This is a genomic window from Pseudidiomarina marina (assembly GCF_003987045.1).
GTDB classification, from domain to species: domain Bacteria; phylum Pseudomonadota; class Gammaproteobacteria; order Enterobacterales; family Alteromonadaceae; genus Pseudidiomarina; species Pseudidiomarina marina.
This window is the reverse complement of record NZ_PIPZ01000004.1, coordinates 74,481-96,615: the sequence shown is the minus strand read 5'-3', so window position 1 is coordinate 96,615 and position 22,135 is coordinate 74,481. Positions and strand designations below refer to the sequence as shown.

The 22,135-nt window shown below is 46.5% G+C and carries 17 protein-coding genes; 10 read left to right on the top strand and 7 right to left on the bottom strand.

Annotation, left to right across the window (positions count from 1 at the left end):
- Positions 1–12: 12 nt before the first annotated feature.
- Positions 13–1,056 carry a cysteine synthase A gene (locus CWI76_RS10490; protein WP_126760307.1) on the top strand — a complete coding sequence of 348 codons (1,044 nt, stop codon included), beginning with the start codon at positions 13–15 and terminating at the stop codon, positions 1,054–1,056.
- Positions 1,053–2,117 (top strand): glycerophosphodiester phosphodiesterase, encoded by a 1,065-nt coding sequence (gene glpQ / locus CWI76_RS10485; protein WP_198678611.1) that lies wholly within the window; start codon positions 1,053–1,055, stop codon positions 2,115–2,117. Before CWI76_RS10490 ends, glpQ begins: the two co-directional genes overlap by 4 nt.
- Here glpQ and CWI76_RS10480 read toward each other — a convergent pair.
- Both CWI76_RS10480 and CWI76_RS10475 read right to left on the bottom strand, forming a co-directional pair.
- Positions 2,095–2,586, bottom strand: a complete 492-nt coding sequence (locus CWI76_RS10480; protein ID WP_126760306.1) for a GNAT family N-acetyltransferase — start codon at positions 2,584–2,586, stop codon at positions 2,095–2,097. The genes glpQ and CWI76_RS10480 overlap by 23 nt on opposite strands.
- Positions 2,586–4,049 carry a RimK family protein gene (locus CWI76_RS10475; RefSeq protein WP_126760305.1) on the bottom strand — a complete coding sequence of 488 codons (1,464 nt, stop codon included), beginning with the start codon at positions 4,047–4,049 and terminating at the stop codon, positions 2,586–2,588. The genes CWI76_RS10480 and CWI76_RS10475 overlap by 1 nt, the downstream gene beginning before the upstream one ends.
- A gap of 185 nt (positions 4,050–4,234) precedes the next feature.
- Here CWI76_RS10475 and CWI76_RS10470 point away from each other — a divergent pair, with 185 nt between their 5' ends.
- The gene (locus tag CWI76_RS10470; protein ID WP_126760304.1) at positions 4,235–4,741 is read left to right on the top strand and encodes a TIGR03546 family protein; all 507 of its coding nucleotides are present in this window, start codon (positions 4,235–4,237) and stop codon (positions 4,739–4,741) included.
- A gap of 6 nt (positions 4,742–4,747) precedes the next feature.
- Positions 4,748–6,532 carry a TIGR03545 family protein gene (locus CWI76_RS10465; RefSeq protein WP_126760303.1) on the top strand — a complete coding sequence of 595 codons (1,785 nt, stop codon included), beginning with the start codon at positions 4,748–4,750 and terminating at the stop codon, positions 6,530–6,532.
- Positions 6,533–6,584: 52 nt separating this feature from the next.
- On the opposite strand, the gene CWI76_RS10460 is transcribed toward CWI76_RS10465, so the two are convergent.
- The 3 genes from CWI76_RS10460 to CWI76_RS10450 are packed head-to-tail and all read right to left on the bottom strand — an operon-like array spanning position 6,585 to position 10,747.
- Positions 6,585–7,760 (bottom strand): E22 family MetX-like putative esterase, encoded by a 1,176-nt coding sequence (locus CWI76_RS10460; protein WP_126760302.1) that lies wholly within the window; start codon positions 7,758–7,760, stop codon positions 6,585–6,587.
- The gene (locus CWI76_RS10455) at positions 7,757–9,424 is read right to left on the bottom strand and encodes a long-chain fatty acid--CoA ligase (RefSeq protein ID WP_126760301.1); all 1,668 of its coding nucleotides are present in this window, start codon (positions 9,422–9,424) and stop codon (positions 7,757–7,759) included. The genes CWI76_RS10460 and CWI76_RS10455 overlap by 4 nt, the downstream gene beginning before the upstream one ends.
- A 27-nt stretch (positions 9,425–9,451) precedes the next feature.
- A complete protein-coding gene (locus CWI76_RS10450) occupies positions 9,452–10,747 on the bottom strand; it encodes a GntP family permease (protein ID WP_126760300.1) in 1,296 nt (431 codons plus the stop codon).
- 233 nt (positions 10,748–10,980) lie between these two features.
- On the opposite strand from CWI76_RS10450, the gene CWI76_RS10445 reads away from it, so the two are divergent.
- Together CWI76_RS10445 and CWI76_RS10440 are read left to right on the top strand one after the other, a co-directional pair.
- Positions 10,981–13,209, top strand: a complete 2,229-nt coding sequence (locus tag CWI76_RS10445; protein ID WP_126760299.1) for a TonB-dependent receptor — start codon at positions 10,981–10,983, stop codon at positions 13,207–13,209.
- A gap of 72 nt (positions 13,210–13,281) precedes the next feature.
- On the top strand, positions 13,282–13,980 hold the full coding sequence (locus CWI76_RS10440; RefSeq protein WP_241968018.1) for a response regulator: 699 nt from the start codon (positions 13,282–13,284) through the stop codon (positions 13,978–13,980).
- On the opposite strand, the gene CWI76_RS10435 is transcribed toward CWI76_RS10440, so the two are convergent.
- Both CWI76_RS10435 and CWI76_RS10430 read right to left on the bottom strand, forming a co-directional pair.
- Entirely contained in the window at positions 13,958–17,335 is a 3,378-nt protein-coding gene (locus CWI76_RS10435; protein WP_126760298.1) for a hybrid sensor histidine kinase/response regulator, read from the bottom strand. The genes CWI76_RS10440 and CWI76_RS10435 overlap by 23 nt on opposite strands.
- Positions 17,336–17,337: 2 nt before the next feature.
- Entirely contained in the window at positions 17,338–17,964 is a 627-nt protein-coding gene (locus CWI76_RS10430) for a trimeric intracellular cation channel family protein (RefSeq protein ID WP_126760297.1), read from the bottom strand.
- 187 nt (positions 17,965–18,151) lie between these two features.
- Between CWI76_RS10430 and yajC the strand changes: the two genes are divergently transcribed.
- Genes yajC through yaaA form a run of 4 tightly spaced genes read left to right on the top strand, consistent with a single transcriptional unit; the run spans position 18,152 to position 22,127 of the window.
- On the top strand, positions 18,152–18,487 hold the full coding sequence (gene yajC, locus CWI76_RS10425; protein ID WP_126760296.1) for a preprotein translocase subunit YajC: 336 nt from the start codon (positions 18,152–18,154) through the stop codon (positions 18,485–18,487).
- Between the two features lie 19 nt (positions 18,488–18,506).
- Positions 18,507–20,354 carry a protein translocase subunit SecD gene (gene secD / locus CWI76_RS10420; RefSeq protein WP_126760295.1) on the top strand — a complete coding sequence of 616 codons (1,848 nt, stop codon included), beginning with the start codon at positions 18,507–18,509 and terminating at the stop codon, positions 20,352–20,354.
- A 12-nt stretch (positions 20,355–20,366) separates the two neighbouring features.
- The gene (gene secF / locus CWI76_RS10415; protein ID WP_126760294.1) at positions 20,367–21,314 is read left to right on the top strand and encodes a protein translocase subunit SecF; all 948 of its coding nucleotides are present in this window, start codon (positions 20,367–20,369) and stop codon (positions 21,312–21,314) included.
- 30 nt (positions 21,315–21,344) lie between these two features.
- Positions 21,345–22,127 carry a peroxide stress protein YaaA gene (gene yaaA, locus CWI76_RS10410; protein ID WP_126760293.1) on the top strand — a complete coding sequence of 261 codons (783 nt, stop codon included), beginning with the start codon at positions 21,345–21,347 and terminating at the stop codon, positions 22,125–22,127.
- The last annotated feature ends 8 nt before the right edge of the window (positions 22,128–22,135 follow it).

Below are 22,135 nucleotides of genomic sequence, written 5' to 3'. Positions count from 1 at the left end.
GAAGGAGTCGTCATGCAAGTTGCTAAGCGTTCTGCAGAACTAATCGGGCAAACAGATTTATTGCGATTAAATTCACTTTCAGAGCTAACCGGATGTGATATCTGGGTAAAACTGGAGTCGCAGAACCCTGGTGGTTCGATAAAAGATCGTGCGGCACTGCAAATGATAAAAGATGCCATGGACAAAGGTGAGCTTAAGCCTGGCATGACCATTGTTGAGGGAACAGCTGGAAATACAGGTATTGGCTTAGCTGTTGTGGCGCGTTCGTTTGGTTTGAATATGCTGGCGGTGATGCCGAATGACCAAAGCAAAGAAAAAGAGCGCATGATTACACTGCATGGTGCGCAACTAAAGACGGTCGACCCAGTTCCGTTTAAAAACGAAAACCACTTCTATCATACCGCGCGGCGATTGGCTGAACAAAATGACGAATATTGGTGGGCGAATCAATTTGAAAACACCAGCAATGCGCGGGCACATTACCTTACAACGGGTCCTGAGATTTGGCAGCAAACCAACGGCAACGTCGATATTCTTGTTTCCGTTGCCGGTACAGGGGGTACCATTGCTGGGTGCTCAATGTTTCTGAAAGAACAGAACCCTGATATTCAAGTTTGGTTAACAGATCCAGATGGCTCAGGTATATACAGCTATCTGAAAACTGGAGAATACGTGAGTCACGGTAGCTCATTTACCGAAGGCATTGGAATTATGCGGTTGGTTGAGAACTTTAAACAGGCACGTATTGATGCGGCGGTAAACTTGCCAGACGACGATTTAGTAACGTTATCTCGCTATTTAGTAAATCATGAGGGCTTAGTACTTGGGAGCAGCTCATGCTTAAACGTGGCTGGCGCATTGCAGGCCGCTGTTCTACAAGGGCCCGGTAAATCAATTGTGACGTTTGCTTGTGACCTCGGCGAGCGTTCGGCCAGCAAGTTGTACAACGAAGATTATTTGCAGCAGCGCGGCGTTCGTACCGAACCCGAAGCGATATCTGAATTACTCCGCCGTTATCAGAATCAAGGCGACAAGGTTTGGTACCGCGCACCATGAAAATTAGTACAGGCTTCGGCGTTTTAGTTATCTGCGGTGGATTATTGAGCTCAGTTGGTTGGGCACAACAAGATTCATCTGCGCAAAATGAAATGCCAGAGCAACCGCTCAGCGAAGCAATTGCCACTGAAGACCCAACCAAATCACCGATCATTATCGCTCACCGTGGGGCATCGGCTTATGCTCCTGAACATTCAGCCGTTGCAGTTGCTTTAGCTCATGCACAGAATGCGAACTACATCGAACAAGATGTCGTGTTAACGCGTGACCATATTCCCGTTGTATTGCACGATATCATTTTAGATAAAGTCACCAACGTCAAAGAAGTTTTTCCAGATAAGCACCGTCCAAATGGCCACTACTATGTGGTTGATTTTACCTTTTCTGAGCTACAGAAACTGAAGCTGACTGAGCGTAAGAACAAGGATGGTGAGCAACGTTATCCGCAGCGTTTCGCAATGAATAGCGGTGATTTTCGAATTATGTCGTTGGCACAACAAATTGAATTAATTCTGGGTTTAAACCGAACGCGAAATATGAATACGGGGCTCTACGTCGAATTTAAAGCGGCGCGGTGGCACAAAGACCAAGATTATGACGTGGTTCAAGCTACCTTAGGTCTTTTGGCTCGCTATGGATTCAATGAAGCTATTCCCCCTGCACCTATTTTTCTTCAAAGCTTTGACCCTGAAGTGTTACGTCGTTTGAAACGTGAGTTTATGACGACGTTGCCGCTGATACAGTTGGTTGCCGAGAATAGCTGGAACGAGAGTGATATTGATTACAACACCATGCTCACAGCGGCCGGATTGGAAACGCTGCGAAGCTATGCTGATGGCGTTGGCATATGGCTAAATCACATTTACTTAGGGCTTGATGAACAGGGCGAGCCTAAGTTCTCAAATGTTGTTCAGCATGCCCAAGAGGCAGGGCTAAAGGTTCACGTTTATACTTTGCGTGCTGACGATTTGCCTGAAGGTGTCGAAAGTTATCAGCAACTAAAACAGTGGTTAACCGACTTAGGCGTTGATGGCGTTTTTACCGATTTTCCTGATTTGTAGCGTCGGTAAAGCTCACGCGCATTCGATAACCGTCGGTGCCATCGTCATAATACCCCGGCAGCAAATCAATTACGGCAAAGTTTAATTTCTCGTACAGCCGTATCGCGGCACTATTATCCACCTTAACTTCGAGGCCCAGACTTATCGCACCGTGTTTTTGCGCAGTGTGAATCGCATGCTCCAACAGCACGCGACCAAGCCCTGAACCACGTGCCTCAGGCGCCGCCGCAATTGAATAGAGCCGCCATCGACGGCTGTTTTTGCGGGTTAGAAGGAGGTAATAACCAATCAGTTGGCCATTTTCGCTAGTGCAAACGTATATATGCGCACTCGTTCCCTTCAGCAGACGCCGAAAGCTCCGAGCGCCCATTCGACTGTAATCAAAGCAGCGCTCTTCTAATCCAACAAGGCTCTGAACATCATCTAAAGTTGCCGCGCGAATGTGCCAACGAGGGCCTGTGTCGCTCATTATTTTTCATCCAGTCGGCGCGCAAAATCTCGCATAATGATGTGGTAAAGCTCATCGCCTAATAATAAGTCTTCAACGCCTGAATCAATCGATGGATTATCGTTAATTTCGATGATGACTGGGCCTTTGTCTGTGACTTTCATATCAACACCATATAACCCATCACCAATTAAACGTGTTGCCTGCAAGGCGGTTTTCACAACATCTTTTGGTACTTGATGCACGCCAACCGTTTCAAAGCCACCGGACTTCGCACGACTGGTGGTGCTCGCATGATTATAAATCTGCCAATGATTACGCGCCATGAAGTACTTACAGGCGTAAATAGGGCGGTTATTCAATATGCCAATGCGCCAGTCAAAATCTGTTTTAACGAATTCTTGGGCTAACAAAATCGTCGATTTGTTAAATAGCTCTGCTGCAACTTTTTTCAATTCTTCTTCTGATTCTGCTTTTTCTACACCAATAGAGAACGAGCCATCTGGAATTTTCAATACAACCGGATAACCGAGGCGTTTACCGATATCGCCGTAATCAATGTCTTGCTGACTTAATAACAACTCAGTACGTGGCGTTGGAATACCGTGTTTATCAAGTAACTCTTTCAGAAAGACTTTATTCGCGCACTGTAGAATCGAGTGTGGCGCATCAATAACTACCATGCCGTTTGCTTCTGCCTTTTTGGCAAAGTGATAGGTGTAATGGTTAATGCGTGTTGTTTCACGAATGAATAGCGCGTCAAACTCTAACAAACGGTTGTAATCATCCGCAGTAATCAATTCGGCATCAATGTCAGCCTCTTTGGCTGCCTTGATAAATTTCTGCAGCGCTTTTTTGTCACTGGTCGGAATCGGCTCGTCTGGGTCATGCAATATCGCTAAATCGTAACGGTATTCTTTCGGTGCTCGAGCCTTGCGCCATACTCGTTTGCTGAAGTTATCGAGTGCATCACCAAAAAACGTCTGTTGCGCATCGGACAATTCAGGTAGTGCGCCGGCAACTAACTGATTGATGAACCAACGGCCTTGATAGCTGAACTCAACCCACATTATCGGACACGGATAACGGTCAAACATTTGGCGCGCAAAACTGCTTAAAAGAGGTTCTTCGGTTTGACCAAAGCAAATAAGAATGCGAACAGGTAATGATTTGTCAGCATTCGCTAAAAATTTATTCAGCTGCTTATCCGAATTCGCAAGCAACAACTGGTAGTGGCTGAAGTTCGCTAAGTCGTTGATGGTTGTTACAGACGGCAGAACTCGCTGGCCTCGCGCCTCAGCTAACAAACTGACGTAATAGCCGGTCGACAAATAACTTAAATCACCGCACAAATTTAAAATTTGTGTGCGACTTTTGCTAGATGACTGTAGTAAGTATTCACTTGCGGTAACCGTAGCTTGGCTCGGGTAGTACGGTTGCCAATCGGTGATATCGTCAAGAATGATTAAAGCTGCGTTTTGCATAGTGGCTCCAGAGCGAAATTGCCGCGCATTTTTATGCCTATTTTGAGCAAATTACAATAGTTTCGAGAGATATATTTTTGTAATTTTTTCCATCTCTTTTTTTGTAAAAAAGACGTTGAAAAATAGCCGAATTAATTTAGGTAAGCTATTCTTGTGCTTACAAATATAGTTCGGAGTATGTTGTTATGCTTACATTACTGGCAAAATTTTTAAAGGCGCTCAACTCTGAGTCCGGAGCTTGGGCATTAGCTTTTGCCTTTGTCCTCGGTATGATGATGGGCTTTACGCCACTTTGGCGCCTGCATAATCTAGCAATACTGCTTATTGCATTACTGTTTCGCATTAACCTTACCGGATTTATTTTAAGTTTTGTCATTTGTTCAGGAATTGCGTATTTACTTGATCCTTGGTTCCACCAATTCGGTTTTTACTTGCTCTCCAGCGAGAGTTGGCAACCGCTGTGGCAATCCATGTATCAGTCAGCGTTTTGGCGCGTGCTGCAATTCCATCACAGCATAACCTTGGGCAGCTTTATTATCAGTCTTGCCTTTGCGCCAGTTCTATTGATTACGAGTTTCTTCATCATCACCCAGTATCGTTCGCGCATCCAAACTTGGTTTAATAAATTGAAGCTGGTGCAAATGCTAAAAGCGAACCGTTTTTGGGCCATTTACTCAGATTTGCGGGGGTAAGCTGGTATGCCTACAAAAAAACAGAAGAATACAGTTCGTCCGAGCGCCATTCGCTGGACTGGGCTAAGTGCTTTTATCATTATTTGCGCATTGTTAATGGCGTTCTCTTGGCTTTTGCTCGATACCATTATCAAATGGACCTTAGAGCGCTCCATTGGCACATTAAACGGTGCGGAAGTAAACATTAGTCAAGTTGAACATCGCTGGAGCCCGCTGGGTTTGAAAATTACCGGTATTCAGGTAACAGATCCTGCAGAACCAGAGTTTAACCGTTTGGTAATCGGCGATGTCACTGGCGAGATAAACGTCGAACAATTACTGCTTGGTCGTTTCCATTTTGAAAATGTTGTCAGTAGCGGTATTCGCGTTCATCAACAACGTTCGACGCCGGGTGAAGTTTATCAGCTACCCGACAAGCAAGATGTTAAAGATTGGACCAAAGGTGGCTTAGCTAAATTGAATCTATCAATGCCAAATGTTGACGACATTATTGCGCGCATTGATCTGCAAACCCCTGCTGCAATTGATCAGGCAAAAGCAAGCATTGCTGAACAAAAAGCGGTGTTAGAGGAGGCTCGGAATAGCTTACCCAGTGCGGAAGACTTAAAAGCCTATGAAGCTGAATTGAAAAAAATCACTGAAGCTGAAATTAAAACGCCGCAGCAGTTCCAAGAAAAGCGGGAAGAGTTCAACGCTCTAAAAGAAAAATTTGAAGCCGACAGAGCTCGAGTGAAAGAGATTAAAGCGCGCGCCTCGACAGCGCTTGATACCTTGAAAGCCGATTTTGAGACTGTCAAAAATGCGCCGCAGCAAGATTTAGAGCGAGCTCAGCAACTGATGCAGTTAAATAGCGAAGGCCTAAGTGAAATTACTGCTGTGTTGTTTGGCGAACAGATGCGCCAGTGGAGTCAATACATGTTGCTGGCATATGAACAGTTGGCGCCAATGCTAGCACGTTCAGCTGATGAGACTCTGGTAAAGCCGCAACGTGGTGAAGGTATCTGGTTTGAGTTTAGTGATGCCAACGAGCCGCCGTCGTTTTTGATTAAAAAAGCAAAAACAGAGTTTGCTTGGGGCGAAACCGTACTTGATGTGAATTGGGCGAATATTACCCATCAGCATGAACAACTTGGCCAGCCAACAACATTTATGGCACGCGCAGACAATTCTAGTTTATGGCAAGCCTTGAATTTAAACGGAGAGCTGGCGCTAACTGCAGCAGGTATTGACGCTAAACAGCAGTGGCAAGTAAAAGGCATTCAACTTGATAATCTGAAACTTAGCGAGCAAGCTGAATTTATTGCCACCTTAGCGGCGGCTTTGCTTGATTCGGAAGGTGAAGTATCGCTGCGAGATAATCTGTTTGATGGTGGCGCCACAGTTCGTCTTGCGAATATGCAAGTGGAAGCGAAAGCACAAAACCGCTGGACTGAAGTCATCGCTTCGGCACTTCGGCAGTTGAATCGCTTGGATATCAACGCTGATATTCAGGGCTCACTAAACGCCCCTGAGCTCTCGTTCAGTTCTGATCTTGATCGTCAACTAGGTAGTGCTCTACAAGCCGCAGCTGTTGACGCAGGTAAAACCGAGTTAGCAGGGTTAAAGTCTAAGTTGCAGGAGCAATCTGGTGGCTTCCTTGGCGAAAACCAAGATGTTTTAGAGAATTTATCGTCCTTACTGGGTGATGCCAACCAGCGTGATGCGAAATTACAAGAAATGTTGAAAGCGAAATTTGAAAATCAGCTAGAAGATAAACTCAAAGACCGCTTAAAAGGCGTCTTGGGCGGTTAATCAAAAACACCAGAAAAAACACCGGCTGCAGCCGGTGTTTTTTTCTAACAACTTAATTATTTATAAAGTCGGCAAGTTCAGTGGCTTTGGACTGAATATTGTAGACACCGTCTAGGTGACCAAAATTGCCATCAATTTCCGCATACTGCGGTGATTTGCCTTGCTCTTTAAGTGTTTCTACCGCCTGTTTCGCTAGGTATGGCTGCAGTAACAAGTCATTCTTAGCTGGCAGAAATAATGTCTTGGCGCGCACTTTGCTTAAACCTTTAGCAAGATCTTCTTCATGACCAGCGACAAAAAGCTGGTTGGCTCTAACCAGATACAAAATGTGATTCGCATCGGCTAGCGGTGCATTTTTAGCTGCGGCCCCAAACCAAAAATCGGTCGCAGGTAAGCCATTGGTTACGCTTTCGAGTGCAGCTGCAGGAAGTGTATCTTGTTTCGGTGATGATTGATTGAACGCAACCGGATGCATGGCTTGCTGAGTGATCATCGTGAGCGTATTGGCTAAGCCTTGCAATGGTGCTTCACCCTCGTAATAGTTGCCGTTATTCCAGTGCGGGTCGAGTTTGATGGGGCGAGCCCAATGCTCCAAGGCAGTAATAGTCCACGCATCCATCGCGCCGGCACCAATCACAGAAACCATCCGTTCTACCATGTCTGGATACGCCGCCGCCCATTCGAGTGCCTGTAGCGAGCCCATCGAGGCGCCAACTACTGCATGCAGTTTTTCAATGCCTAAACTTGTGAGCAGCGCATGTTGGACATTGACAAAATCACGAATCGTGACCACTGGAAAATCTAACCCATAAGGTTTACCTGTCTCGGGATTAATTGAGGCAGGGCCGGTAGTAGTTACGTGAGGCAAGTGCGGGAATGCATTGACTAAGGTGTCAGAGCTAAGCACATAATATTTATCGGTATCGATGGCTTTCCCGGGACCAATAATAGCGTCCCAATAACCAGGCTGCGGATCGTCGGGGGTATATTTGCCGGCCGCATGACTGTTACCCGAGAAAAAATGAGTAATCAGAATCACGTTATCTTTTGCTTCGTTGAGTTCGCCGTAGGCTTCCCAACCAACGGTTACTTCAGGAATAACCTCACCGCTAACTGTGGCAAAATCTTTTGTTGTAAAGCTTTTCTTCTGCACTAAAAGTTCACTCGAATGAGCTGAGCTCATTGAAGAAACCGCAACGATTAAAATCAGTGTAATCAACCGAATCATGCTGATTGCTCCAGTAAATAGTTGAGATACTGCTTGCGCAGTTCATTTTTTATGAGTTTACCTGTTCCGGTGTGCGGTAAACTCTCGACAACAACAATGTCATCAGGCATCCACCACTTGGCAATTTTGCCTTCTAAAAACTTATAGATATCTTGCTTGTCAATGTCGTGGCCCTTGTTGGGTACTACGAGTAACAACGGGCGCTCGTCCCATTTGGGGTGCTTGACCCCAATCACACAACTCTCATTGATAGCGGCGTGTTGGCTGGCAATATTCTCGATATCAAGTGAGCTAATCCATTCACCACCGCTCTTTATCACATCTTTTTTCCGGTCAACCACTTTCATGTAGCCGTGAGCGTCAATGACGGCGATATCGCCGGTAGCAAGCCATCCGTCAGCAAATACCTCTGGGTCATCACGACGGTAGTAGCTGCTGGCAATCCAGGGGCCGCGAACTTTCAACTCCCCAGACGCCACGCCATCGTGTGGAAGCGGTTGACCTGCCGCATCAAATATTTCCATATCCACGCCAAAGCAAGCGCGTCCGGCGGTGGTTTGAATGGTATAACGCTCGCTAGCTGGTAGCGCCTTCAATTCAGCCGTAGGCGGCGCTGAACAGGCAAGCGGTCCGGTTTCGGTCATGCCCCAAATGGGTTGCCAATACACATCGTATTTTTCGTCGTAGGTTTTCACTAGACCTAGGGGGGACGCAGCACCGCCCACACAAACCCGCTCAAGTGAAGGAACATCAAGCTGGTGTTCGCTCAGGAAGTTATGAAGCGTTAACCAAATAGTCGGCACGCCCAAACCAACAGTGACTTTTTCTTTGCTGATGAGTTCATGCATGTCGGCACCGCTCATGCCGGCGCCCGGAAGCACCAATTTACACCCGGCTAATGGCGCGGCGTAAGGGGCACCCCAAGCGCCAACGTGATACATCGACACCATTGGCATCAATACTGTGTCGGTTCGCAGGTCTAAGAGCTCAGCGCTCATCGTTGCTTGCGCATGTAAAACGGTCGAGCGATGCGAGGTTAAAACGCCTTTCGGATTGCCCGTGGTGCCCGAGGTATAACACAGCAGCGCTGCGGTATTTTCCGAAAAAACAGGCCAATCAAACTGCGAAGTTTGGTTTGCTAACAAGTTTTCGTAATTGTGAACCGGTAGCCAAATATGATCGAGCTGCGGTTGCCGCTCTGCATCGCTAAGAATCACAACACCTTTAACGGTTTTAAGGTCGTTGGCAAACTCGTCAAGCAAGGGGACAAAACTTGAATCAACGAATAGCCAACTCGCTTCGGCATCATCCAAAATCCATTTAATCTGCTCGGCAATGAGTCGCGGATTCACGGTATGTATCACTGCGCCAATACCGCTCACCGCATAATACAACTCAACATGTCGATAGGTATTCCAAGCCAGTGTCGCAACACGATCGCCCGCTTCTATCTCAAGACCTTTCAGCGCATGCGCAAGCTGGCAGGTTCGTTTATAACAATCACGATAAGTGTAGCGATGAATGTCACCTTCAAGTCGCCGCGACACAATCTCTTGTTGTGGGTGGCGACGTACAGCATGACGTAGCAAGTCAATGATCATTAACTGACTATGTTGAACGTCACCATGTAAATGAGAAGCGGTGCTGGTCGATACTTCAAACATAACAAGCCTCAGTGATGAACGAGTTTATTAGAACCATATGAACAGACCAATAGCGACCGCTAACCCGACAAACGGAACCACGACGGTCACTGCGGCGACCGGCCAATAGGCGGCTTGATGGGTTTCTTTACAAATACCGCGAATGGTGGTGACGACGTAACCGTTGTGCGGCAACGAATCGAGCGCGCCGGAAGAGATCGCGACAATGCGGTGCAATTGGTCAGGATTCACGCCAGCATCAATATAATGCGGACCAAGTACCGGCAGAGCAATGGCTTGACCACCAGAGGCAGAACCGGTTAAGCCGGCAATTACACTCACGGCAACCGCTGCACCGACAAGCTCATTGCCAGGCAGGCTCGTCATCATGGCAACCGCTTGTTCAAAGGCTGGCGTCACTTTTGCGATGCTACCAAAGCCAACAACTGCTGCCGTATTACCGATTGCAACTAAAGCACCGGTTGAAGCCTCAGTGAGCGCTTGGGAAATATTCTGGAAGTACTTATGGTTGATAATGGCGATGGCGAGCACGCCACCTGAAAGCGCAATAATCAATGCGTTTTGTTTCAGTTCTTCGTGAAACATAAAGCTCAAAGCGAGTACCACTATTAAAGGCACCAACCCACTGATAGGACTAGGTAACTTGCGCTCGAGATTCTTCGGATCATCATGGCGTGCCTCAAAACACTCGCCATTTGCCACGGCGCGGCGAATCAGTTTATTCAGCCACCAGTACCCAAACAATGCCATCAAAATTGCAACGAATAAACTAACTTCCCAAGCGGCATAGGGCGAGGTGCCTAAAAACTCAATCGGAATCCAGTTTTGAATTTCTGGCGAGCCAGCTGAGGTCATGGTAAATGTTACCGAACCAAAAGCTAATGCAGCAGGAATAAAGCGCCGCGGTAAGTTGGCATCTTTAAATAACGAAAGAGCCATTGGGTAGACAGAAAAGGCGACCACAAACACACTCACGCCACCGTAAGTCAAAATGGCACAGGCAAGTACAACCGCTAGCATGGCCTGCTTGCGACCAAGTTTATCAATGATCCATTTGGCCACGCTGTCGGCAGCACCGGTATCTTCCATAAACTTGCCGAAAATAGACCCCAGCAAAAACATGAAAAACCAAGAGGCCACAAAGCCTGAAAAGCCGCTCATATAAGCGCTCACGAAATTTAAATCGCCCTGAAATAAGGGCACGTTGCTACAAAGCGCAACAAGCACAGCGCAAAGTGGTGCACTAATAAATAAGTTCATTCCTCGCAAAGTCAGAATGATGAGCAGGGTTAAGCCCCCAACTAGTCCTATCATGCTTAACATGCATTACCTCTTTAAAGGTTGGTTTCAGGAGTGCCATGACCTGAACTGCTGCATTGATGTGACGTATCATGCTGCAAGCGCACTTTTTTTTACATAGTACTAACGTACAGAATACAAAAGCAAAACTTTAGGCTAGGGTACATAGGCCATGACAACAGTTAGCTTTCGTTGCACTGAAAATTATTAAAATAAACAGCATACAAAACAACTTAACAATCCGGGAGAACGACATCATGAGTCAACCCATTTTTCGCCGCTCATTACTTGCGATGACCATTGCCTCGGTAATGGCGATGCCAGCCTATGCGCAGCAAGAACAGGCCAATGAAGACGAGATGCAAGGCCTTGAGCGCATTGAAGTAACTGCGCGTCGTAAAACTGAAAGTCTGCAAGAAGTTCCGGTATCGGTGTCTTCATTTGGTGCTGGTGATCTTGAAGAAATCGGTGTTGAAGATATCACCGAACTCCAACAGCGCATTCCAAATGCCACAATTCAGGTCAGCCGCGGTACAAATTCAACGCTTACCGCCTACATTCGTGGCGTCGGTCAGCAAGATCCGTTATGGGGTTTTGAGCCAGGCGTTGGGGTATACATTGATGATGTTTATATTGCCCGTCCTCAGGGTGCGGTGCTTGAAGTGTTTGATATTGAGCGTATTGAAGTATTGCGTGGTCCGCAGGGTACGCTGTATGGGAAAAATACCATTGGTGGCGCGTTAAAATATGTCACCAAGGAATTAACCGGTTATAACGAGTTGTCGGTACAAGGTGCCATTGGCAGCTATAACCAGCGCGATCTGAAAATCTCAGGTCAGACGGCTCTCACTGATAACTTCTTTGTTGGTGGTGCCATTGCATCATTGCAACGCGACGGTTTTGGTACGTATTTGAATACCGGCGACGAGAACTACAACAAAGACTTACTGACCTATCGATTATCTGCGAAATGGTTGATCAACGAGACCATGGATTTGAAATTCTCGTATGACAACACAGAAGATGAGTCGAATTCGAAGGGTGCACATCGCTTACTGACAAGTACTGTGACTGGTCAAGAGCCACTGGATAATGTGTACGATTCGAACACTGCTATGCCGGTCGATAACTTGGTGGAAACTGAAGGCTGGTCGTTGATTTATAACTGGGATATCAATGCAGAGTGGGGCTTCAAATCGGTTACTGCTGGTCGCGAAGGTTACACCAATACCAACATCGATTTTAACTCGACTGGTGAGCCTATTTTCATGGTTCCGGCCATTTATGAAGACGAGCAATTTACCCAAGAATTCCAAGTAAGCTACACCAACAACGACAACTTCGATTTTGTCGGTGGGGTGTACTTCTATGATGGCGAAGCTTGCGGTGTGTTCGGTACCGTATTACCAATGTACCTAGAAGCTTTAGGCGGGGTGACGGTTGATAACGGCGGCTGCGTTCAAACCGATAGTTTTGCTGTGTTTGGCCAAGGTAACTATCAAATGACCGATGACCTGACGTTGACGGTTGGCGGTCGTTACACCAAAGATGAAAAAGAAGCGGACGTATACCGTTACACCTATTTGGGTGTGCACTTCATCAACCGTGATCCAGCTGATAGCTTTGGCGACCCATTTGCTGTGAACTCAGAGTTTACCACCAAAGCCGATTGGAGCCGGTTCTCACCACATGTTGCCTTGAACTATAAAGTTTCTGACGATGTGATGGTATATGGTAGTTACAGCAATGGTTTCAAATCTGGTGGCGTGGATATGCGTGCCGATCAGTCATTAAACCCAACCATCAACGAACCGTATGATCCTGAAATTGTTGATACTGTTGAATTCGGTGTGAAGTCTGAATTATTAGACGGTCGTATGCGTTTGAACAGCGCTATCTTCTATTCTGATTATCAAGACATGCAAGTTACCGTGCAACGTGTTGTGCCGGCAGGTATTTCGTCACAAGTATTAAACGCTGGTGAATCAACGGTAAAAGGTTTTGAAGTTGAATCCGTATTTGCGGCAACCGACACCTTAAACTTCACCGCGATGCTTGGTTATATCGACGCCGAATTCGACTCGGTGGTTTATGAAGAGCCGGCAACCGGTGAAACCACAGATGTTACCGACGCTTGGTCGTTCCAGAATACACCTGAGCTAACTTATAGCCTCGGTTTCAATAAAACCTTTGAAACAGCGGTTGGCGAAATTGTTTGGTCAGCAAACTATGCTTATCGTGATGACGTGCAGATGTTTGAAGCACCATCACCGCTTGATCAAGATGGCTACGGTTTATTGAATACCAGCGTGGTTTGGTACTCTGATAGTGGCAACTGGAATGTTGGTTTACACGGAAAGAACTTAACTGACGAAGAATATCGTGTTGGTGGTTACAACTTTGGACCAACCTTCGGCGATGATGCTGTTGTCGGTTATTACGGTGATCCACGTACTGTTTCCCTGGCTGTGGGGTATAAGTTTTAATCCAACCCCACGCAGTGGTTACCTGCAGGATAAGGCAGGTAACCACTGACTTTTCTCTGCGGACGCGCTAGCATGGCTACATCAGTAAAAAATTCCATAGGTTTCACCATGGCGCGAGCAATCATTGCAGATGATCATCCCTTATTTCGAGCAGCTTTAAAGCAAGCCCTGCTCGAAACTCTCGAAGCTCCAATTTTGGAAGTTGCCTCGTTTGACCAATTACTTGAAGCCATAGAACAGCAACCGCAAGTTGAGTTGGTGCTTTTGGATTTGACCATGCCAGGCAATCGCGGTTTAACCGGACTGACCTCACTACGAAGCCGTTACCCTGATATTCTTGTGGTGATTGTTTCAGCGAATGAACAATTACAAACGATTCGGCAAGCCATGGCCTTTGGTGCAAGTGCTTATATTCCGAAATCGATGCCTCTCGTCGAGTTGCAACAAGCTGTTCATACTGTATTAGCTGGTGATATTTGGCTTCCTGAACATTTGCGTGATGCGGTAGAAGCTGAAGCTTCTGAGCAACATGTTGATTTCGCACAACGATTAGAGCAACTAACGCCGCAGCAGTTTCGCGTTTTGGAGTGCCTAGCTGATGGGCTACTGAACAAGCAAATAGCCTTTGAGTTGAATGTGCAAGAAACGACAATCAAACAACACGTGTCGGCAATCTTGAGAAAGCTCAACGTGATCAACCGTACACAAGCAGGCATCCTCTTTAAACAAATGCTCAATGCGAGTGAGTTTAGCGACGTATCAGACGTTTAATCAGGCGTTTCAAGGCGGCGGTTTTTATCGGTTTTGGTGTAAATAAAGCAGATTTAGCAATCACTTGCTCGCGCACCGTTTCGTCAGGGTCTGCGGAATTGATAATTGCTGCAATGTTAGCATCATCAAAATGCTCGCGAACAGCTTCAAGTACTGCAATACCGGTATCCTGATTGTCTAAGTGATAATCAAATACCAGCAAATCAGGTTGATGGCTTTGCCACGGTAACTGATCACGGTTCGTCGCGACAAATACATTGGCCCCCCAATGCGAAAACAGTTGCTCCATGGCTTGTAGTACTTGTGCATCATTGTCGAGTAGCCAAACTACCGTGTTATCTAAGAAACATTCGGTACTTGTTGCATGCTGCCGCGGCGCAGAAGGTATCGCTTTTTGCCAGGTGACATGACTGAGAGATAATGTGAATACCGTTCCTTTGTTCACCGTCGATTCAAGAGATAAAGGAATTCCAAGCAGCCGACACATCCGCTCAACAATGGCTAACCCAAGGCCGAGTCCGGGGTTATCACCGTGATGACTCACTTGATGAAACTCACGGAATATTTTATCTCGTTGATCAGCAGGTATACCGCGTCCCGTATCAAAGATTTTCAACTGAGCCGTATCGCCATAACGTTTTACGCCAATTAAAACTTTGCCTTTATCGGTGTAACGAACGGCATTAGAAAGTAAGTTTTGAATAATGCGACTAATCATTTTTCGATCAGTGTATAGCTGTGCATGCGTCGTGACATAATGAACTTCGAGGTTTTTCTCAGCAGCAATAATGCGCTGGCTTTCCACCAGAGGCTGAATAACGTCATGAAGTGCAATGTGTTGTTTCGTAACTGGTAAATTACCAGCCTCAAGTCGCGTCATTTCCAGCAGCATGGTCAGAAGTTCTTCCGCATTTTGTAAAGATTGCTGAATCTGTCGAGAGAGCTTCGCCGAATCGCCGTCTAAGCGTTGCGTAAGCATGTCGCAAAATAATGTAGCGGCATTAAATGGTTGCATTAAATCGTGACTCACTGCGGCAAAAAATCGTGATTTACTTTGATGCGCACGTTCTTCCGCTTGCTTTGCTTCAAGCAACTGAGCGGTTCGATCAGCAACACGCTGCTCTAATTCAAGATTTACTTTTTCAAGCGCGCGTTGCGCCTCAACGAGCTCGGTGATGTCGGTGTAGGTAGTAACAAAACCGCCACCTGGCATCGGTGCACCTTGTAGCTCGATCACGTGATCGCCTTGCTGACGCTGATAACGGTAGGCACTGCCTTGACGAAGATAATTCAAACGTTTTTCAACCTCATCATCGAGATCGCTATCAGCTCCGGTATGAATCAAGCCGCGTTTCGCGTTATAGCGAAGTAAATCGGCTACCGGCATACCAGCCTGTAAAAACCCAGGAGGATAGTCGAATACTTCAACATAGCGATGATTCCAAGCTACTAATCTTAAATCTTGATCTATAACGCTAATGCCTTGAGGAATATTCTCAACAGAGGCTTGCAATAATTCGCGATTAAACTTGTACAATTGTGAAGCTTCAGTGGCCCAAGTCACTACTTGGGCTATGGGCACTGATGGTTGCTGCGTCACGGTATCCAATAGAATCCGACTCGCTGCACTACCAATCACCGCCGACAATTCGCGCTCAATGCGCGCTAAAAGCACGCCAGGAACAAGTTCCTCAGCATGGTCAATGGTTAAATCATGATTTAATCGTTCGCTTAACCGTTCGAGCTCAACCGAATCAAAGAAGCGCGCTAGCAGCTGACGTAAACGGCCCCAAGAAATAGGTTGATGTTGATAAAGCTCAGCATGTCCGCCGGTTGGGTCGGTAAATAAACGGCGTTGCTGTTGTTCAACGTCACTCGATTTAATACCGAGCGAAGCCAGCACATAAATGAGCAAATTAAGCCCCAAACTAACGAGCACACCAAAGCTAAGCTCGGTGTCAGAAAGTCCACGGTTTAACTGAATTGATGGTAAAAACAATAACCATAGCCACAACGCGGTGCCGGCGGCAATACCGATACTGGCACCAGCATAGTTGCCACGTTGCCAAACAATTCCTCCTAGAAGCGCAGGCGCTAACTGAGCCAGTAGCGCTAACGAGAGAAGACCAGCATTAACCAGCGGCAAATTCGCTTCGGTAAGTTTATGAAAGCCAAAAGCTAGAATAATAATGATGGCAATGGTGGTGCGACGTATGGCCAGGATTCGTTGCGACGTAAACGACACATTGCGTAATTTTCTTTTGGTCGCTTTTAGCCAAAATGGCATAACGACATCGTTCGACATCATAATACTGAGCGCTAACGTGGCGATGATGACCATACTGGTGGCTGATGCTAAGCCACCAACAAATGCGACAGTGGTCACAAGGGGCTGATCAGCCTCAAGCAACAAGGTGATCATAAAGGTATCAGTTTGTGCCGCTTCAGGTACTAACAAAAGGCCAGCTAATGCGATTGGTAAAATAAATAAGTTGATGGCAAACAAATAAAGCGGAAAAGCCCAGCGTGCGGTTCTTAATTCCTCAGGGTCAGTATTCTCAATATAGCTAACGTGAAACTGGCGAGGTAAACAGAACATCGAGATTGCACCCAGCAAAATGTGGGTAACATAAACAAATGCACCTTGCTCACGCCCTGCGAGAATGGTACTGATTTCGGCAGTTTGAGAGGCCTGTATAAAGACGTCGGCAAGGCCGTCGAACATCGCATAACTAACGAACGCACCAACGCCCATGAACGCTAATAATTTTACTACCGATTCGAATGCAACGGCATCCATTAGGCCCGAATGCTGTTCGGCCAAACTCATTCGACGGGTACCGAATAAAATAGCAAACATCATCATGGCAAGCGCAACGAGGGCAGCCACATCACCAAACCATGGCAAAGGTTTATCTGCGAGCCCAGTGACGGCAGCAAAACTCCCCGTTACAGCGCGTAATTGCAATGCGATGTACGGCACAATGCCAATTAACGCAATTAACGCGACAGTGACAGCGAGTGTCGGTGATTTGCCATAACGGTGGCTAATAACATCGGCAATAGATGTCAGGTTCTGCTGCTTACATACGTGTAGAAGTCGCATTTGAATGCGATGAGCAAACAAAAACACCAGCATGGCACCGACATAGGTGGGTGCAACCGACCAACCGTAATAAGCCGATTGGGTAATGGTGCCGTAGAACGCCCATGTGGTGCAATGGATGCCCTGAGCCAGAGCGTAGCGATAAGGTTTGATCTGATTCGGCGGCTTGCGTTCACCGCGGTAGGCTATGCTGTATAGAACAGCGATGTAGATTACCGCAATGAGTATTGCCATGCCGGTACTGAGCATGGTTAGCGATGCCCGTCGTGGTGTTCATGAAACACTATCAATGACCATTGCCAGCGAATGGCACCAAGACGAATAAGTAGCGTTGTTGCGCCACCAACGAGAATGGCCGCTAACTGCGAATAGGGTTCAATCAAGACAAATACGGAGGCGCCTATTAAACAGGTCGTAGCGTATAGCTCACCTTTTAATACCATGGGTACATCGCGAGCAAGGACATCGCGTAGCATGCCGCCGAAACATGCGGTCATGGTACCCATAATGATACAAATAAGTGGTGAAAACCCAGCTTCTGATGCTTTAAGCGCACCCATCACAGTGAAAAATCCAACCCCAACGGCATCGGCTAGAAGTAGGGTCTTTTGATGAATATAATCTTTGTAACGTAACCACAGAATCGTGCTCAATGCAGCAAGAGCAACGGTATAAAGATATTGGGGGTCGTATACCCAAAATACCGGCATATCGAGAATAAGATCGCGCGTTGTACCACCGCCAATGGCAGTGACCGTCGCTAGGACAATCACGCCAAAGCCGTCCATGTTTTTACGAAACGCCAATAATGTGCCCGAGACCGCGAAAACGGCGACACCAAGGTGGTCAATCCAATAGAATAGCGTGACGAGATCCATGTTGTTTTTATTTATCCTATTATTTGTACTGGCTTAAATAGCAGTTTACGTCAATTTACTCCCTATTTAAGCAGAAATTCGTTAGAATGCCCGCCATTCATTAAAAATTAGAAAATTGGGCTTGTTTGCAATATATTCAGCCCCATCTCTAATCTCAATAACTTAAAAATACAGTAAGGGGATATTCATGGATTTCTTAATTCCAACAGCATACGCACAAGAAGCTGGAGCACCACAAGGTGGCGGTATGGAACTTGTTTTCATGCTGGTCATGTTCGGCTTAATTTTTTACTTCATGATTTACCGTCCGCAAGCAAAACGCGTAAAAGCGCATAAAGAACTCGTAGCAAGTATCAGCAAAGGTGACGAAGTATTGATGAACGGCGGTTTTGTTGGCCGTATCAGCAAAATTTCAGAAGATAAAGACTTTATGGTGATCACCGTCGCAGAAGGTATGGAAGTCACTGTTCAAAAATCAGCGGTTACTGCAGTACTGCCAAAAGGTACGATGAAGTCTCTGTAATAAGAGATAAGGATTTAACGTGTTAAATAAGTTTCCGCTCTGGAAAAACTTGATGGTTATCGTCATTTTGGCGATAGCTGCCTTGTACGCGCTACCTAATATTTATGGCGAAGATTACGCCGTACAAATCTCTGCCAGCCGGAGCGCGACTGTGAATACCGATACGCTTGGTCGTGTTGAGCAAACATTAGAAGAACTTGAGATCGCCGCGAAAGGTGTATCACTCGAGAATGATCAAATTCTTGTTCGGGTGAATTCTGATGTTGAGCAACTGCAAGCACGCGATGCGCTGCTACGTGAACTCGGTACTGATTACATTGTTGCGTTGAATCTAGCGCCGGCAACACCAGATTGGCTCGCTAGCATTGGTGCAACACCAATGAAGTTAGGTCTTGATTTGCGCGGTGGTGTGCACTTCTTAATGGAAGTGGACATGCAAGAAGCCGTGCGTAAAATTCAAGATCAACAGCGAGATACCGTTCGAGCTGAACTTCGTGAAGAGCGCATTCGTTCAACGAGTATTCGTCGTCAAGATTCTGATGTGGTGATAGAACTTCGTACAGCAGAAGATTACGCTGCGGCAGAGCAATACTTAGATAACCGTTATCCTGGTTATACGCTGATTGAAGAAGAAGCGACGCAAACACTCCGCTTGCGTATGACGGAAGCGAAGCTGAAAGAAACACAAGATTATGCCATTTCACAAAACGTCACTATTTTGCGTAATCGTGTGAACGAGCTGGGTGTTGCAGAGCCAGTCGTTCAGCGTCAAGGCGCTGAACGTATTGTAGTGCAACTACCGGGTGTTCAAGATACCGCGCGTGCTAAAGAAATTTTGGGCGCAACAGCAACCTTAGAATTCCGCTTAGTTGACGACGAAAACAGTCTTCGTGATGCAGAAATGGGTCGTGTCCCATTTGGCTCTGAATTGTTTCCAAACCGTAACGGTGGGAACACGCTGTTACGCGAAGACGTAATTCTTACCGGTGACCATATTGTGAATGCAACTTCGGGCTTTGATGAAAACCAGCGTCCGCAAGTGAGTATTTCGTTAGATGGTGCAGGTGGCGATAAAATGTCATTGGCCACTCGTGATAACGTCGGTAAACCAATGGCGACCTTATTTATCGAGTTTAAGGCCACAGGCGAGCGCGACGAAAATGACCGTATTGTGTTTGAGCGTCATGCCGAAGTTATCAACGTGGCGACTATTCAAGCGCGCTTGGGCAGTAACTTCCGTATTACAGGAATTAGCTCGCAGCAGGAAGCTCAGAATTTAGCCTTGCTACTTCGAGCGGGTGCCCTGATCGCGCCAATTCAAATAGTGGAAGAACGCACCCTCGGGCCAAGCCTCGGTAAAGAAAACATTGCACTGGGTACACAAGCCATCGTTTGGGGCTTCGTACTCGTCGTAATTTTCATGGTGCTGTACTACAAAAAGTTTGGTTTGGTTGCAAACCTTGCACTGACTTCCAATCTCGTTTTAATCATTGGTGTCATGTCGATGATTCCAGGTGCGACATTAACCTTGCCAGGTATGGCTGGTATTGTTTTAACCGTTGGTATGGCGGTTGATGCAAACGTGCTGATATTCGAGCGAATACGCGAAGAAATTAAAGCCAAGCGTAGCCCGCAGCAAGCCATTCACCATGGTTACGACAGTGCATTCTCAACCATCATGGATGCGAATATTACCACGTTAATTGTCGCTGTTATTTTGTTTGCTGTCGGTACTGGGCCAGTGAAAGGTTTCGCAGTGACGTTAGCAATAGGCATCATCACCTCGATGTTTACCGCAATTGTCGGTACCCGTGCAGTTATCAATGCTGTGTGGGGTGGCAAACGCATCGATAAATTGTCGGTATAAAAGGGGACAGCTATGCACGAAATTATTAAAACAGATAAAACCATCCCATTCATGCGCTATCGCATGGTTGCGTGGCTAATTAGTGGTTTATTGATTGTTGCTTCAATTGTTAGTTTGAGTGTCAACCAGCTTAATTGGGGCCTCGATTTTACTGGCGGCACGGTTATTGAAGTCGGTTATGAAACTGCAGCCGATTTACCTGCGGTTCGTAAAACCCTTGATGCTAACGGCTTTGGCGGTGCGGTGGTGCAGAACTTTGGTACCCAGCAAGACGTATTGATTCGTATTGAACCGCGCGAAGGGGTTAAAGCGCAGGAGCTAGGAAACGAAATTCTTGCCTTGTTGCAGTCGGATTCTGATGGGCAAGTTGAGATGCGTCGCATCGAGTTTGTCGGTCCGCAAGTAGGTGATGAGCTGACTGAGCAGGGCGGATTGGCGATGCTAACAGCGTTGCTCTGTATTCTTATCTACATTGCTCTGCGCTTTGAATGGCGCTTGGCCTTGGGTGCTGTTGGCGCTCTTGCACACGATGTGATTATCACGCTTGGGCTATTTTCAGTTCTTGGTCTAGAGTTTGACTTAACGGTATTGGCAGCATTGTTGGCGGTTATTGGTTACTCAATTAACGATACCGTGGTTGTTTGTGACCGAGTTCGGGAAAACTTTCGTAAGTACCATAAAGGCACCTCAGAGGAAACGATTGACGGTGCCCTAACTGATACCATGAGCCGAACCGTAGTCACGTCATTAACTACAATCCTTGTTTTAATTGCGCTGTTTTTCTTAGGCGGTCAGTTGATTCATGGTTTTGCTACCGCGTTACTATTCGGTGTGATTATTGGTACTTATTCATCGGTTTATATTGCCAGCTCACTTGCGCTAGCGTTAGGCGTAAGTCGTGAAGATTTAATGCCACCAGAAGTTGAAAAAGAAGGTGAAGATTTAGACCCGCTACCATAGGGATAATTCTTCTCAACCGTGGAGAAAACAATGCTTGTAGTTATTTCACCAGCAAAGAACTTGGATTACGACAGCCCATTGCCAACCGAAGAGTACACGCAACCGCGTATGCTCGAGCGGGCGCAAGAGTTAGTCGATCGATGCCAAGCGTTGTCTCCACAGCAACTCAGTCAACTGATGAAGATTAGTGACAAGTTGGCGGGGTTAAATGCCGCTCGGTTTGCCGAGTGGCATACCCCATTTACTAAAGATAATGCGCGTCCTGCTATTTATGCATTTGACGGTGATGTATATAGCGGATTGGCCGCTGAAAAATTATCAGTCGATGCAATTGCCTATGCTCAGGAACATTTACGCATATTGTCTGGTCTATATGGTGTATTGAGACCATTGGACTTAATGCAACCTTACCGTCTGGAAATGGGTACGAAACTCGATACGGCTCGCGGGCACAATTTGTATGAGTTTTGGCGTGATGAAATTACTGACATGCTCAATGAAGATTTGGAAGCCATTGATTCGGAGCTTGTGGTTAATTTGGCGTCACAAGAATACTTTTCGAGTGTGCAACCAAAACGCTTAAATGCACAAGTCGTAACGCCTGTTTTCAAGGATGAGAAGAACGGAGAATTTAAGGTGATTAGTTTCTGGGCTAAGAAAGCGCGAGGCATGATGGCACGCTTTATTATGACCGAACAACCGAAGTCCGTGACTGAATTGCGCCAGTTCAATGCAGGAGGCTATCGCTTTAATGCCGATGAGTCGAACGATACGGAATTGGTTTTTTATCGCGCTGAGCGCGATCAAAAATAATCGAGCAA